Raw genomic sequence first — 15,796 nt, 5'->3', positions numbered from 1 at the left:
CCGGGTGCCCGCCGTGGGCCATTCCCAGGACGGAAAGCAGGGCACGCCAGCGCGCTGCCTGCCGGATGGCGTCTGCCATGTGCGTTTTGTCCGATTTGTTTCAGCTTGAAACGGCGGCTGCACGCCCTGGGGGAAGTTGCAGCCCTTTGGTACCCTCGTTGCTTCGCAAGAGGAGACCGCATGAAGCGCATGCACAAATGGGCTGCCGCAGCCGCCTTGTTGGGGGCGGGGCAGACATGGGCATTGGACATACAGAACGTCACCCCCCAAGGGCAGGTGGCAGAGATTCGCCAACTGGTGGTGCGGCTGGATGCCGATGCCGTGGCACTGGGCTCGGCCGAAGGGCCGGCACCGGTGGACTTCAGCTGCGCACCCGAGCAGCTGCCCGGCGGCAGCGGCCGCTGGAACAATGCCCGTGAGTGGGTCTGGCAGTGGAACAGCCCGCTGCCCCCCGGCACCCGTTGCACGGTGACGCCGAAAAAAGCCTTTAAGGCGGTGTCCGGCGCCACGCTGACCAGCACCAAGCGCTACCAGTTCGAGACGGCGGGGCCTTTTGTGCGCCACATCTGGCCGCGTGGCTGGGTGGCCATCGATGAGGAACAGTTCTTCCTGCTGCAGCTCAGCGGCCCGGCCACGCAGCAAAGCCTGCAGGAGCATGTGCATTGCCAGGCCGAAGGCGTGGGCGAACGCATCCCGGTGCGCTGGATCGGCGGCAAGGAGCGTGACGCGGTGCTCCAGACCCAGGTCTGGGACCAGGAGCTGCTGAAGAAATCCCCGGACCAGTTTGCCGTGCTGGCCTGCAACCGGCGCCTGACCGCCGGCACCGCCGTGCAGCTGGTGTACGGCAAGGGCGTCGCCGGCCCGCAGGGCGTGGCCAACCGCGAGGAAAAGCGGTTTGACTACACGGTGCGCGAAGCGTTTGCGGCCGAAATGCGCTGCGAACGCGAAAACGCCCAGGCCGGCTGCCTGCCGATCCGCCCGGTCTATCTGCAGTTCAGTGCCCCCGTGCCGCGCAGCAAGGCGCAGGAGATCCGCCTGGTGGGCGGTGGCGACAACCTCAAGCCCGTGCTGGAGCAAGGCAGCGGCGATGTGCGTGAGCTGCGCTTTGAAGGCGGCCTCAAGCCGCTGACCGGCTACCAGCTGGAACTGCCCAAGGACCTGAAGGACGATGCCGGCCGCCCGCTGCGCAATGCCGCGATGTTCCCGCTGGCGATCAAGACCGGCGACACGCCGCCGCTGGCCAAGTTCGCCGCGGCGCCGTTCGGCATTGTCGAACGCTTTGCCGAAGGTCCGGACGGGCCGGCCCTGCTGCCGGTGACCCTGCGCAAGGTGGAAGCCAGCGACAGCTCCCAGGTCAGCACCCTGCAGCTGCAAAGCGATGCCGACATCATCCGCTGGCTCGACAAGGTGCAGAACTACCACGAGAACAGCGTGTCCCGCACCGAGGCCCGCAAGGACGTGAAATCCCTGCCGCCAGTGATCGACCCCGACAACCAAACCTATGTGGCCACGCGCCAGCTGTCGCTGCTGCAGGGCCGGGACGGTGTGCAGCAGATGCAGCTGCCGGCCGGCAGCAAGGAAGACCCGCGCCCGTTCGAGGTGGTGGGCATTCCGCTGCAGCCGGGTTTTCATGTGGTGGAAATCGCATCGCCCCGCCTGGGTGCTGCCTTGCTTGATGAGCGCTACGGCGCGCAGCGCAAGATGTATGTGCGCACCGCCGCACTGGTCACCAACCTGGCGGTGCACTTCAAGCTGGGGCACGAAGGCTCCATGGTCTGGGTGACCTCGCTGGACAAGGGCAAGCCGGTGGCCGGCGCCCGGGTGCAGGTGTCGGATTGCGCGGGCAAGCCGGTGACCCAGGGGGAAACCGATGCCCAGGGGATGCTGCGCCTGCCGGAACTGGCCGGTGAAGCGCCCCGCTGCCGCACAGGCCGCAACAGCGGATCCTATTTTGTGAGCGCCCGCGCCACGCAGGCCGGTGTGGCCGATATGGCCTTTACCTGGAGCGACTGGCAAAAAGGCATCGAGCCCTGGCGCTTCAATGTGCCCGTGGCCTGGTCCGGCGAAAGCCAGCTTGTGGCCCATACGGTGATGGACCGCACCCTGGTGCGGGCCGGCGAAACCGTGTCCATGAAGCATTTCCTGCGTCAGCAGACGCTGACCGGCCTGGGGCTGCCGCAGCAGTGGCCGCAGCAAGCCATCATCACCCACATCGGCAGCGGTCAGCAGTTCCAGCAGGCACTGCAGTGGCGCACCACGGCGACCGGCGGCAAGAGTGCGGAAGCCAGCTTTGCCGTGCCGCGCGCCGCCAAGCTGGGCCAGTACGACGTCGAACTGCGCCTGCCGGGTGGCCGCAGCCTGCAGTCCGGCAGCTTCCGCGTGGAAGCCTTCCGCCTGCCGGTGCTGCAAGGCCAGGTGGCCCCCGTGGACAAGGGGCCGCTGGTGCGCCCGGGCAAGCTGGCCGTGGCCGTGCGCCTGGATTATGTGAACGGCGGTGCCGCCGCCAACCTGCCGGTGCAGGTGACGGCCATGGTGCGTTCGCGTTCGACCAGCTTCAAGGACTGGGATGACTACCGCTTTGGTCCGCCGCAGTCGCAGCGCCGCGAGCAGGGCGAGGAGTCCGACGATGAGGCGCCACGCGAAAGCAACCGCATCGTGCTGGACCGTGCGGCCCTGAAGCTGGATGCCAAGGGCCAGGGGCAGGTGGTGATCGACGCACTGCCGCCGTCCGAGCAGCCGCAGGATCTGGTGCTGGAAGCCACCTATGCCGACCCCAGCGGAGAAATCCAGACCCTGCGCAGCACCCACCCGCTGTGGCCTTCGGCCGTGGCGGTGGGCGTGCGCGCCGAAGGCTGGGCCGCAGCCGGCCAGCAGGTGCGCTTCCAGGCGCTGGCGCTGGGGCTGGACGGCCAGCCCAAGGCGGGCGTGGCTCTGTCGGTCAAGGCCATGCTGCACACCACCACCTCGGCGCGCAAGCGCATGGTGGGGGGCTTCTACACCTACGACAACCAGGAAAGCAGCAAGGACCTGGGCGAGGTCTGCAGCGGCACCAGCGACAGCCGCGGCCTGCTGCTGTGCAACACCAAGCTGGAGCAATCCGGCGAGGTGGAGCTGATTGCCACCGCCAAGGACGAGAAGGGCCATCCCGTGCAGGCCGCCACCAGTGTGTGGATCACGCGCCAGGGCGAGCTGTGGTTCGGCGGCCAGGACCATGACCGCATGGACCTGCTGCCGGAAAAGCGCAGCTACGAGCCGGGTGAAACTGCCCGCCTGCAGGTGCGCATGCCATTCCGCCATGCCACGGCGCTGGTGACGGTGGAGCGCGAAGGCATTCTGGACGCCCGCGTGGTGGAACTGCGCGGCGACAACCCGACGGTGGATGTGCCGGTGCAAAAGGAATGGGGCCCGAACGTGTATGTCAGCGTGATGGCGCTGCGTGGCCGTCTGGTGGAGGTGCCCTGGTACAGCTTTTTCACCTGGGGCTACAAGTCGCCCCGCGCCTGGTGGCAGGCCTTCTGGCATGACGGCAAGCAGTACGCCGCGCCCACGGCACTGGTCGACCTGTCCAAGCCGGCATACCGGCTGGGCATGGCCGAGCTGCAGGTGGGCCAGAAGGGGCAGACGCTGCAGGTGACGGTCACGCCGGACAAGTCCAGCTACCGCATCCGCGACACGGCCCGCGTGATCATCGAAGTCCGCCAGCCCGACGGCAAGCCGGCCGCCGGTGCCGAAGTGGCACTGGCCGCAGTGGACCAGGCGCTGCTGGAGCTGATGCCCAACACCAGCTGGCAGCTGCGCGACGCGCTGTGGCAACGCCGCAGCTGGGGCGTGCAGACGGCGACGGCGCAGATGGAAATCATCGGCCGGCGCCACTATGGCCGCAAGGCCGTGCCGGCCGGCGGCGGCGGTGGGCGTGCACCCACCCGCGAGCTGCTGGACACGCTGCTGCTGTGGAACCCGCGCGTGGTGCTGGACGCCCAGGGCAAGGCCACGGTGAATGTGCCGCTCAACGATGCGCTCACGGCCTTCCGCATTGCTGCCGTGGCCGATGACGGCGTGCAGTGGTTCGGTACGGGCGAAGCCTCCATCCGCACCACGCAGGATCTGCAGATCGTCAGCGGCCTGCCGCCGCTGGTGCGCGAAGGCGACCAGTTCCGCGCCCAGCTCACGTTGCGCAACACCACCAAGGCGGCGATGCAGGTGGAGCTGTCGCCGCGCGCCACCTGGCTGGATCTGAAGCCCCAGACGGTGGAGATTCCCGCCGGCGCCTCGCGCGAAGTGGCCTGGGACGTGACCGTGCCGGCTGCACTGGGCCAGACCCGTACCCAGCAGCTGATGTGGGAGGTGGCGGCCAAGGACAAGACCAGCGGCGCCAGCGATACGCTCAAGATCAGCCAGCGCGTGGAGGCGGCCGTGCCGCTGGCGGTGCAGCAATCGGTGCTGCAGCAGCTGGACGGCCCGTGGAGCCAGCAGGTCAGCCTGCCGGCCAATGCCCTGCCTGGCCGCGGCGGCATGCGCCTGGACTTCAGCGCGCAGCTGGCGGGCGGACCGGATGGCCTGCCCGGCGTCCGCGCCTGGTGGGAACGCTACCCCTACAGCTGCCTGGAGCAGACCAGCAGCCGCGCCATCGGCCTGAAGAATGCCGATCTGTGGCGCAGCACCATGGACAGCCTGCCCACTTACCTGGACGGCGACGGTCTGGCCCTGTACTTCCCGGTGCAGGACGGTCAGCGCGCCCAGGGCAGTGACACCTTGACGGCCCACCTGCTGGCCGTGGCCAGCGTGGCGGCCGAGCTGGACCCGGCGTTTGCCATTCCGCCGGCGCAGCGGGCGCAGATGGAATCCGGCCTGATCGCCTTTGTGGAAGGCCGTCTGCAACGCAAGTTCTGGAGCCCGCGCCAGGATCTGCAGGAGCGCAAGCTGGCCGCCATCGCCGCCTTGGCGCGCGGCGGCAAGGCCCAGGCGCGCATGCTGGGCAGCATCGACATCACCCCCGTGCAGTGGCCCACGCACACGCTGATCGACTGGATCACGGTGCTGCAGAAACTGCCGGATGTGCCCCAGCGTGAGGAGCGCCTGGCCGAGGCGCAGCAGCAGCTGCGCAACCGCCTGAGCTACCACGGCAGCCAGCTGGCCTTCAGCACCGAGGACCAGGACCGCTGGTGGTGGCTGATGCAGGACACGGACAGCAATGCCGCCCGTCTGCTGCTGGCCACCATGGGCGATGCCAGCTGGGCTTCGGAAGTGCCGCGCATGGTGGCCGGTCTGCTGGCACGCCAGAAGGGCGGCGCCTGGTCCACCACCACGGCCAACGTCTGGGGCGGGCTGGCGCTGCGCCAGTTCTCGCGCAAGTTCGAGAACACGCCCGTGGCTGGCACCACCACCACGGTGCTGGGCGCGCAGTCGGTGAATGTCGACTGGAAGGATGTGAAGCCCCTGCCCAAGGCGGAAGCCGGCGCGCAGGACGGCGCAGCGCTGGAGTCCCTGACGACTGCACTGGCCGGTGCGGTGCAGCAAGACCCACAAACGCCGCAGCGCATCTACATGCCCTGGGGCGAGCGCCGTTCGGGCGAGCTGCGCATCACCCACCACGGTGCAGGCAAGCCCTGGGTCACGCTGCAGTCGCTGGCTGCGGTGCCGCGCAAGGAGGCCTTCAATGCCGGCTATGCGGTGCGCAAGACCATCACCCCGGTGCAGCAGGCCGACGGCGTTGCCGCTGGCAAGTACCAGCGCGGCGATGTGCTGCGGGTGCGGCTGGAGGTCGAGGCCGGCGCCGACATGACCTGGGTGGCGCTGAGCGACCCCATCCCCGGTGGTGCCACGATCCTGGGCAGCGGCCTGGGCCGTGACTCCGAAGTGGCGGTGCGGGACCAGAAGGCGCCGGAAGGGGCCTGGCCGGCGTACGAGGAACGGGCGCACAACGCCTTCCGTGCCTACTACGCCTACCTGCCCAAGGGCAAGTCGGTGGTGGAGTACACCATGCGCCTGAACAACGCGGGCACCTTCGCCCTGCCGCCCACCCGGGCCGAGGCGCTGTATGCCCCGGAGGTGTTTGGCGAAGCGCCGAACGCCAGCATGCAGGTGCTTCAGGGCAAGCCCTGAGCACGCAGTCTGCGCAGCAGGTGTCGGCAGATGCCCGCTGCGTGGACAATCAACCGGCCGGCGCCGCACTGCGATTTTTCGGGTGCGGCGCTTTTTTATCGGGCCACCTGGCTGGCGTGGCCTGCCCGCATTTCTGGAGGAGACTTTCCATGCACTACCTGCTGACCTACGAATACACCGCTGACTACCTGGAGCGCCGTGGCACCTACCGCAATGCGCACATTGCCAAGGCCTGGCAGGCACAGGAGCGGGGCGAGCTGCTGCTGGCCGGTGCCGCCGGCGATCCGCCGGACAGCGCGGTGTTTGTCTTCGACTGCGACAGTGCGGCCCCCATCGAGGCCTTTGTGCAGGGCGATCCCTACTACGTGAACGGCCTGGTGGCCCGCCATGTGATCAAGCCCTGGACCACGGTGGTGGGCAAGGACGCCAAGACGCCCATCCGTCCGGACTGAGCCTGCATGCCGCGGCCGTGACGGGCGGCCGCAGCAACAGGATGCGCCAGGGCCCGTGCCCAGGCGCTTTGCCTTCCCAGGTGTCCCCTGTGCCGTTCCCAGGGAGGCCGCCCAATGGCGCAGGCGGTGTCGGGGTGTCATGACGCTGTCATGCCAGCCATCGACAACAGGGGGTTTATCCCGTCATGACGTTGACACAAGTCGTTTCTAGACTGGGTGCATGTCAACCATTCAACTGGAAGCCATCGCCAAATCGTGGGGAGACACCACGGCGCTGCGGGCGATGGATCTGCAGATTCCTGCGGGATCGTTCTGTGTGCTGCTCGGCCCCTCGGGCTGCGGCAAATCCACCACCTTGCGCATCATTGCGGGCCTGGAGTCCGCCACCTCCGGGCGGGTGAAGATCGGTGGCAAGGACGTGACCGATCTGCCGCCAGCCGCCCGCGGCATCGCCATGGTGTTCCAGAACTATGCGTTGTTTCCGCACCTGAGCGTGGCGGAGAACATCGGCTTCGGCCTGTCGGTGCGCAAGGTGCCCAAGGCCGAGGCCGACCAGCGTTTGAAAGAGGCGGCCGACCTGCTGGGCCTGACGCAGCTGCTGGACCGCAAGCCGGGTCAGCTCTCGGGTGGCCAGCAGCAGCGCGTGGCGCTGGGCCGGGCCCTGGTGGCCCAGGCCCATGTGTGTCTGATGGACGAACCCCTGTCCAACCTGGACGCCCAGCTGCGCCAGGAAATGCGCGCGGAGCTGCGTGAGCTGCAGCAGCGCCTGAGCCTGACGGTGGTGTACGTGACGCACGACCAGGCCGAAGCCATGAGCATGGCCGACCAGGTGGTGCTGCTGCACCAGGGCAAGGTCGAGCAGTGCGCGGCACCGCGCACCCTGTATGCACAGCCTGCGACCACATTTGCGGCGCGCTTCATCGGCACGCCGGCGATGAACCTGCTTCAGCTGCAGGACGGCGCCATCGCCGGCAGCGAGGTGCGCCTGCCGGCACCGGCGGGTGCCGCCTGGCTGGGCCTGCGGCCCGAGGCGGTGCACTGGGCCGATGCCGCCGGGGTGCCAGCCGGTGTGACCGGCCAGGAATACCTGGGGGCCGATGTGGTGCTGCGCTGCGCGATTGGCAGCGAGCCGATCATGGTGCGCACCCCCGGCCACCAGCAGGCTGCGGTGGGCGCTGCCGCACACCTGGCCTGGCAGCCCCAGGACATGCATTTCTTTGACGCCCAGGGCCAGCGCATCGCCTGCGGCTGACGTCGGTTTCCGCTCTCCCTTTCTTTCGTTTGAATCGCGCTTCGGCGCACCAGGAGTTTCCATGCAACGCAGCACCTTCTTGAAATCCATTCTGGCCACCACGGCCGCCATGCTGGGCCTGAGCGCACCCACCGCCCAGGCCGCCGAGCCGCTGGAAGTGCCGTTCTACTACCCCGTGGCCGTGGGCGGCCCCATCACCAAGGTGATCGACGGGTACGCCGCCGACTTCAACAAGGCTCACCCGCAGTACAAGGTCACGCCCATCTACGCGGGCACCTACCAGGAGACCATTGTCAAGGCGCTGACGGCCAACAAGTCGGGCAAGGCTCCGGCCACGTCGGTGCTGCTGTCCACCGACATGTTCACGCTGATCGATGAAGATGCCATCGCCCCCATCGATGACTTTGTGAAGACCGATGCCGACAAGGCCTGGCTCAAGGGCTTCTACCCCGCCTTCATGGCCAACAGCCAGACCGGAGGCAAGACCTGGGGGGTGCCGTTCCAGCGCTCCACCGTGGTTATGTACTACAACAAGGACGCGTTCAAGGAGGCCGGCCTCGATCCGAGCAAGGCCCCTGCGACCTGGAAGGAACTGAGCGAGGCGGCCAAGAAGCTGACCAAGAAAGACGCCAACGGCAATGTCACGCAGTACGGCATCCAGATTCCGTCGACCGGCTTTGCCTACTGGATGCTGCAGACGCTGACCACGCCCAATGGCGTGCTGCTGGCCAATGAAGCCGGCACCAAGGTCACGTTCGACCACCCCAAGGTGATCGAGGCGCTGGACTTCTGGGTCAACCTGACCAAGGAAGGCGTGCACCCCAAGGGCGTGGTGGAGTGGGGCACCACCCCCAAGGACTTCATGGAAAAGAAGGCCGCCATCATCGTCACCACCACCGGCAATCTGACCAATCTGAAGGCCAATGCCAAGTTCGACTTTGGCGTGGGCCAGATCGCGGGCAATGTGCGCAAGGGCTCGCCCACCGGGGGCGGCAACTTCTACATCTTCAAGAAGGCGCCCAAGGAGCAGCAGCAGGCGGCGTTCGAGTTCGCCAAGTGGGTGACCCAGCCCGAGCGTGCGGCCCAGTGGAGCATGGACAGCGGCTATGTGGCTGTCTCGGCGGCGGCGTACGACACCCCCACGCTGAAGAAATACGGCCAGGATTTCCCCCAGGCCCTGGTGGCACGTGACCAGCTGCCGGTGTCGGTGGCGGAGTTCTCCACCCACGACAACCAGCGTGTGACCAAGGTGCTCAACGATGCGGTGCAGGCGGCGCTGAACGGCACCAAGACCTCGGCACAGGCCATGAAGGATGCGCAGAAGGAAGCCGATCGCATTCTGCGTTCGTACAAGTAAGCGGCGTCACCGCCAGGCCTGACAAGGCCTGGGATGCCGTGGCCCGGATGGTCGGCCGCACTGCGGCAGCCCGTCCGGGCGCCATGTCTTCGGACAGGCACTGCCACCCGGCGCGGTGGTGATGCGGGATTGCAAACAGAGAAATTTCGGGAATGAGTGCTTCTTCTTCCATCGCCGGGTCCGGTCAGCGCAGCATCCATGCCTGGTTGCTGCTGCTGCCTGCGCTGGTGCTGCTGGTCACGTTCACCCACTGGCCGGCTGTGGCCACTTTGATCGACAGCTTCTATTCCACCCCCAAAGGCGTGCGCGCGGCGGTGTGGGTGGGGCTGGAAAACTACGAGACCATGGTGGATGACCCGGTGTTCTGGCAGGCCGTGCGCAACAACCTGTGGTTTGCAGCGGCCACCATTCCGGCATCGATCGGCCTGGCGCTGCTGATGGCGGTGTGGGTCAACGAACGCATTGCGGGCCGCACCTTCATCCGCATGGCCTATTTCACGCCCACGGTGCTCCCCATGATTGCCGTGGCCAACATCTGGCTGTTCTTCTACACGCCGCAGTACGGCCTGCTGGAGCAGGTGACGGGCGCCCTGGGGCTGCCGTCGCACAACTGGCTGGGCAGTCCCTCGACCGCACTGGGCGCCATCACCCTGGTGGCAGTGTGGAAGGAAGCCGGCTTCTTCATGATCTTCTATCTGGCGGCGCTGCAGACGCTGAATCCCAGCCTCAAGGAAGCGGCGGCCATCGAAGGTGCCTCGCGCTGGTATTTCTTCCGTCGCGTGCAGTGGCCGCTGCTGATGCCCACCACCTTGTTCGTGCTGGTCAACGCCGTCATCAATGCCTTCCGCCTGGTGGACCATGTGTTCATCCTCACCCGCGGCGGGCCGGACAACGCCACCACCTTGCTGCTGTACCACCTGTACGAGGTGGGCTTCAAATTCTGGGACACGGCCTATGCGGCCGCCATCACGGTGGTGCTGGTCGTGGTGCTGGCCGGCGTGGCGCTGTTCCAGTTCTTTGTGCTGGACAAGAAGGTGCACTACAAATGAACCGCACCCACGCCCCTGCGGTGATCTATCGCCACACCTGGTTCGACACGCTGGCCGCCTGGCTGCTGGCCCTGTGCTGGATCCTGCCGCTGGCCTATGCGGTGTGGACGGCTTTCCACCCCAGTGAATACGCCACCCGCTTCGATCTGACGGCGCCGTGGACGCTGCAGAACTTCCGCCACGCCTGGGAGGCCGCGCCGTTTGCACGCTATTTTCTGAACACCACGCTGCTGGTCACCATCATCCTGCTTGCGCAGCTGGTGCTGTCCACCCTGGCGGCGTTCGCCTTTGCGCGCTATGAATTCCGGGGCAAGAACATTGCGTTTGCGCTGGTGCTGGTGCAGCTGATGATCATGCCGGACATCCTGCTGGTGGAAAACTACCAGACCATGGCCAGGCTGGGCCTGGTCGATACGCTGCTGGCCATCGGCCTGCCGTACTTCGCATCGGCCTTTGCCATCTTCCTGCTGCGCCAGACCTTCATGGGCATTCCCAAGGAGCTGGACGAGGCGGCACGCGTGGAAGGTGCCAGTACCCTGCAGATTCTGTGGCGTGTCTATGTGCCCCTGGCCAAGCCGGTCTACACCGCCTTTGCGCTGGTGTCGGTCAGCTTTCACTGGAACAATTTCCTGTGGCCGCTGATCATCACCAACAGCGTGGAATCGCGCCCGCTGACGGTGGGGCTGCAGGTGTTCTCCAGCGTGGAGCAGGGCGTGGACTGGTCCACCATCACCGCCGCGACCCTGATGACTTCGGCACCGCTGCTGGTGGGCTTCATCCTGTTCCAGCGCCAGTTTGTGCAGAGCTTCATGCGCGCCGGCATCAAGTGAGGCGACGGTTGCTGCGCGCACAATCGGACCATGTCTGAGAACGCTGTATCCGGCCTGGTCTTGCGCCAGGCCACGCCCGCCGATCTGCCCCGGTTGATCGCCATCGAAAACGCCTGCTTCACGCCTCAAGAGGCGGCCACTCCTGCCGCCTTTGCGCAGCGCCTGCAATGCATCCCCGACAGTTTCTGGGTGGCCGTGCTGGAAGGCCGGGTGGTGGGCCTGGTCAACGGCCCGGTGGTGAACGAGCGCTATATCCGCGACGGCTTGTTTCGTGAACTGGGGGCCAACCCGGCCAGCGGCGGACACCAGACGGTGCTGGGGCTGGCGGTGGATCCCGCCTGCCGCCAGCTGGGCCTGGGCCGCAGGCTGCTGGCACAGCTGGAAGCCGTGGCCCGCGCCGCACAGCGCGAAACCGTCACGCTCACCTGCCTGCAGGACCGGGTGCCGTTCTACGAAGCGCTGGGCTATGCCAACGAAGGCCCGTCCACATCGGCCCATGCGGGCGCGCAATGGTTCAACATGGTCAAGCCGCTGGCTTGAGAAAGTCTTGGCAATGCAGATCCTGACGTGGAATGTGCAATGGTGCTGCGGGCTGGACGGCGTGGTCAGCCCGCAGCGGATCGTGCAGCACGCGCTGGCGATGGGGGCCGACCACGGCGGTCTGGACGTGCTGTGCCTGCAGGAAGTGGCGGTGGGCCACGACGGCTTGCAGGGTGGGCCGGGCGACCAAGTGGCGCAGCTGCGCGCGCTGCTGCCGGGGTGGCAGCTGTGCTTTGCCGCCACCACCGAGGGCTTTGATGCCCAGGGCCGGCACCGGGCCTTTGGCAATCTGGTGGCCACGCGCCTGCCGGTGGTCGAAGTGGCGCAGCACCGCCTGCCGTGGCGGGCCGAAACCGGCGTGGTCAGCATGCCGCGCGGCTGCCTGGTGGTGACGGTGCGCGACCCTGCGCTGGGCCTGGTGCGGGTGATGACCACGCACCTGGAATACCACAGCGCCCACCAGCGCCGCGACCAGGTGCAGGCACTGCGCCGCCTGCATGCCGAGGCCCTGGCCCAGTGTGCGGCGCTGCCCGGTGCGGCCGGTGCGGCCACGCCTTACGCCACGCCGGTGCATACCCCGCATGCCGTGCTGTGCGGCGACTTCAATCTGGAGCCGCACGAGGCGGAATATGCCCAGCTGGTGGCAGCGGCGGTTCCGGGCGAAGCCGCTTTCCACGACAGCTGGTCGCTGCTGCACCCGGGCGACCAGCAGCCGAACACGTTTCGCCTGTTCGACCGGACCTGGGGGCCGGAGCCGGGGGCCTGCGATTTTGTGCTGGTCAGCGACAGCCTGCGCGAGGCCGTGCGCGGCTGGCGCACGGACAGTATCACCCGGTTTTCGGACCACCAGCCGGTGTGCATCACGCTGGGCTGAACGCCGCATCCAAGGCGGCCTGAGAAGGTCCCCCGGGCTGCCAACCTACCGGGACCGTGGGCCAGGCCGGTGAGAACTTCGGTGCAGCGGGTGCTGCTGCGTCAGCAGGGCCACTGGCCTAGGCGGTAGGCACTGTCCCAGAACATCCATTCCAGCCGCGCCGCATCGGTGTAGGCCTGGTGCATGGCTTCCAGCGTGCGGGCATCCGCCTGGGCGGCCAGCTGATCGATGGTGGCACGCACACGGGCCACCAGGGCGTGGAACTCGTCACCGGCGTAGGTGTCGACCCAGCTCTGGTAGGGGTTGTTCGGTCGGGCTTCGGCCAGGATGGCACGGCCCACTTCGGCATAGATCCAGAAGCAGGGCAGCAGCGCGGCCAGCGCCACCGGGTAGCTGCGGCTCCAGCCCATGGATTGCAGGTAGTGCACATAATGGTGGCAGACCGGGGACAGCGGTGTGGCCTCGAACTGCGCGGCGCTGACTGCGTATTCGCGCATGAAGCCGTCATGCAGGGCGCGTTCCACGACCACGGCCTCTTCGGCTGCCTTGGCGAACTGCACCACGCCGTCGGCATCATCGGCCTTGGCGGCGGCCACGGCCAGGCTGCGGCCAAAGGCCACCAGGTAGTGCGCATCCTGGATCATGTAGTGCTGAAAGCGCTCGCGGCTCAAGGTGCCGGCGGCCAGTTCGCGGTTGAAGGGCAGGGCCAGCGTGGCGTTGAACAAGGGCAGATTGCGCTGCCAGGCAGCATCGGTGAAGCAGGGCGTGCTCATGTGGTGGTTTCTCCGGTAGCCAGGCGCACCGCCGCAGGGGGCGCGCGAAAGCGCCGATCATCGCCCATGGTGCAGACAAACACCGGGATAGGCCGGCATGGCCGGCGGGCTTTGTGCAGCGCCTTGGGGTGTGGCGCAGGCGGTCCGGCGGGGAACGAAGCGGCTGCGCTGCCGCCGCTCTGCTACAACCTCGGCTGGATTCTTTGTGGATGTGGTCTGTGTCAGCTGCTGTGCGTGCTTCTTTGTCGTTGTCCTTTCTGCCCCGGCGTCTGCGTGCGCGCACGGCCTGGCTGTGCCTGGCCGGCAGCCTGGCCGGCCCCGCCTGGGCCCTGCCCAGCTACACCGAGGTGCGCGGGGACTTTCGCCCGTCGGAGACCTGGATGCTCTCGCGCGAAGGGGAGCCGCTGCAGCGCCTGCGCACCGACAGCGCGGCCCGGCGCGGAAACTGGACGCCGCTGGCCGACATCTCTCCCGCACTGCGCATGGCCCTGGTGCTGAGCGAGGACCAGCGTTTCTATGCCCACAGCGGCGTGGATTGGGCGGCCGTCACGGCTGCCGCCTGGGGCAATCTGTGGAACAGCCGCACGCGCGGGGCCAGCACCATCACCATGCAGCTGGCCGGTCTGCTGGACGAGGACTGGCGCCAAAGCGGCGGCGGCCGCAGCGTGACCCAGAAGCTGGGCCAGGCCGTGGCCGCGCAGCGGCTGGAACGCAGCTGGCGCAAGGACCAGATTCTGGAGGCCTACCTGAACCTGGTGCCGTTTCGCGGCGAGATCGTGGGCATCGATGCGTTGTCGCGCAGCCTGTTCGGCAAGGCCCCGCACGGACTGGACCTGCAGGAAGCAGCCATTGCCGCGGCCCTGGTGCGCGCACCCAATGCCAGCGCCCAGCGCGTGGCCCAGCGTGCCTGCGGGGTATGGCGCGACATGCTGCAGGCGCAGTCGTCCGCCAGCCGCCCACGCCCAAAAGCCAGCCAGAACCCAAGCCAGAACGAAGGCGAGCAACCAGCCGAGGCGGTCCGCTGTGAGGCGCTGGAGTGGCAGGTCAGCCAGATCCTGCAGCAGCGGCGCTGGCCGGCCAGCGAGGGCGAGGCCCCCCACTTTGCGCGCCAGTGGCTGCAGCGGGTGCCGGACAGCCGCAAGGCGGCTGCGGTGCGCACCAGCCTGCGCGCCGATGTGCAGCGGGTGGCGCTGCAAAGCCTCAGGCAGCATCTGCTGGAGCTGTCCGGCCGCAATGTGGAAGACGGCGCCGTGGTGGTGCTGGACAACGCCAGCGGCGAGGTGCTGGCCTGGGTGGGATCTTCCGGCAGCCTGAGCCAGGCCCAGGAAGTGGATGGCGTGCTGGCGCGGCGCCAGCCCGGCTCCACGCTCAAGCCGTTTCTCTATGCCCAGGCGATAGCGGAAAAGCGGCTGACGGCGGCTTCGTTGATCGAGGATTCCGCCGCGCAGATCCGCACGGCCAACGGCCTGTACATCCCGCAGAACTACGACCGCAGCTTCAAGGGCTGGGTCTCGGCGCGCACGGCGCTGGGGGCGTCGCTGAACGTGCCGGCGGTGCGCACGCTGGTGATGGTCACGCCGGATGCGTTTTTCGAACAGCTGCAGGCCCTGGGCCTGCGCCTGCCGGAAAGCGGTGGCTACTACGGCTACAGCCTGGCCTTGGGCAGCAGCGAAGTCACCTTGCTGGACCTGACCAATGCCTACCGTGCGCTGGCCAACCAGGGGCTCTACACCCCGGTGGCCTGGGGCAGTGCCGCACGGCCGGCAGCGCTGCGCGCTGTGGATGCCGGTGCCTCCTTTGTCGTGGGTGACATGCTGGCCGACCGCAATGCGCGGGCCATGACCTTCGGCCTGGACAGCGTGCTGGCCACGCGTTTCTGGACCGCTGTGAAGACCGGCACCAGCAAGGACATGCGCGACAACTGGGTGGTGGGCTGGTCGGCCCGCTACACCGTGGGCGTGTGGGTGGGCAATGCCAGCGGCGCGTCCATGCACAGCGTCAGCGGGGCCAGCGGGGCAGCGCCGGTCTGGGCCGAGGTGATGGGGCATCTGCACGCCCGCCAGCCCAGCCGCCCGCCGCAGCCGCCCGCAGGGGTGGCGCAGCAGGCCGTGCGCTATGGGGCCGACCCGGTGACGGGCGTGCCGCCCGAAAGTGCGCGCCAGGAGTGGTTCCTGCCTGGCACGGCCCAGGCGGAATTCCAGATGGGCGGCGCAGGCAGCCAGGTGGCGGCAGGGGCCGGGCGCATTCTGCAGCCGGTGGATGGCAGCGTGCTGGCGCTGGACCCGGACATTCCACCCAGCCGCCAGCGTGTGCAGCTGCGCGCCCGGGCGGGGGAGGCACGCGAGACGGCGCAATGGCGCTGGCGCGTGGCGGGCGAGACCGTGCCAGCCAACCGGCGCGCGCTGGGCCAAGGCGCGCAGGCGCAGTGGTTCCCCTGGCCGGGGCGCCACCGCATCGAGCTGGTGGCGGCGGATGGACGGGTGCTGGACAGCGTGCAGATCGAGGTGCGCGGCGCCGGCGTGCGCTAGCCAGGCGACCGTTCGTCCGGCGTTCAGGGTCAAAGAATG

Annotated in this window: 10 protein-coding genes; 9 read left to right on the top strand and 1 reads right to left on the bottom strand. The window is 67.9% G+C overall.

Going from position 1 to position 15,796, the window contains the following annotated elements:
* Positions 1 to 189: 189 nt before the first annotated feature.
* The 8 genes from QM470_RS05500 (at position 190) to QM470_RS05465 (ending at position 12,456) form a co-directional block, all read left to right on the top strand.
* Positions 190 to 6,102, top strand: coding sequence for an alpha-2-macroglobulin family protein (locus tag QM470_RS05500; RefSeq protein WP_283338575.1), 5,913 nt, complete (start codon positions 190 to 192; stop codon positions 6,100 to 6,102).
* Between the two features lie 149 nt (positions 6,103 to 6,251).
* The gene (locus tag QM470_RS05495) at positions 6,252 to 6,554 is read left to right on the top strand and encodes a YciI-like protein (protein ID WP_066537251.1); all 303 of its coding nucleotides are present in this window, start codon (positions 6,252 to 6,254) and stop codon (positions 6,552 to 6,554) included.
* 220 nt (positions 6,555 to 6,774) lie between these two features.
* Positions 6,775 to 7,806: an ABC transporter ATP-binding protein gene (locus tag QM470_RS05490; protein WP_283338478.1), complete on the top strand. Its 1,032-nt coding sequence runs from the start codon at positions 6,775 to 6,777 to the stop codon at positions 7,804 to 7,806.
* A gap of 61 nt (positions 7,807 to 7,867) precedes the next feature.
* On the top strand, positions 7,868 to 9,163 hold the full coding sequence (locus QM470_RS05485) for an ABC transporter substrate-binding protein (RefSeq protein WP_272971741.1): 1,296 nt from the start codon (positions 7,868 to 7,870) through the stop codon (positions 9,161 to 9,163).
* 152 nt (positions 9,164 to 9,315) lie between these two features.
* Complete coding sequence (locus tag QM470_RS05480; protein WP_272971742.1) at positions 9,316 to 10,212, top strand: carbohydrate ABC transporter permease; 897 nt, start codon at positions 9,316 to 9,318, stop codon at positions 10,210 to 10,212.
* Entirely contained in the window at positions 10,209 to 11,042 is an 834-nt protein-coding gene (locus QM470_RS05475) for a carbohydrate ABC transporter permease (RefSeq protein WP_272971743.1), read from the top strand. Before QM470_RS05480 ends, QM470_RS05475 begins: the two co-directional genes overlap by 4 nt.
* A 30-nt stretch (positions 11,043 to 11,072) precedes the next feature.
* A complete protein-coding gene (locus QM470_RS05470) occupies positions 11,073 to 11,582 on the top strand; it encodes a GNAT family N-acetyltransferase (RefSeq protein WP_283338477.1) in 510 nt (169 codons plus the stop codon).
* 13 nt (positions 11,583 to 11,595) lie between these two features.
* Positions 11,596 to 12,456 (top strand): endonuclease/exonuclease/phosphatase family protein, encoded by an 861-nt coding sequence (locus tag QM470_RS05465; RefSeq protein WP_283338476.1) that lies wholly within the window; start codon positions 11,596 to 11,598, stop codon positions 12,454 to 12,456.
* A gap of 101 nt (positions 12,457 to 12,557) precedes the next feature.
* Here the strand turns inward: QM470_RS05465 and tenA are convergent, their stop codons facing one another.
* Positions 12,558 to 13,229 carry a thiaminase II gene (tenA, locus tag QM470_RS05460; RefSeq protein ID WP_066537224.1) on the bottom strand — a complete coding sequence of 224 codons (672 nt, stop codon included), beginning with the start codon at positions 13,227 to 13,229 and terminating at the stop codon, positions 12,558 to 12,560.
* A 209-nt stretch (positions 13,230 to 13,438) separates the two neighbouring features.
* Between tenA and pbpC the strand changes: the two genes are divergently transcribed.
* Positions 13,439 to 15,757, top strand: coding sequence for a penicillin-binding protein 1C (gene pbpC, locus QM470_RS05455; RefSeq protein WP_502846807.1), 2,319 nt, complete (start codon positions 13,439 to 13,441; stop codon positions 15,755 to 15,757).
* The last annotated feature ends 39 nt before the right edge of the window (positions 15,758 to 15,796 follow it).

The sequence above is a fragment of the Comamonas sp. 17RB genome, assembly GCF_030056555.1.
Lineage (GTDB): Bacteria > Pseudomonadota > Gammaproteobacteria > Burkholderiales > Burkholderiaceae_C > Comamonas > Comamonas terrigena.
This window is presented reverse-complemented; position numbering and strand designations above follow the sequence as displayed.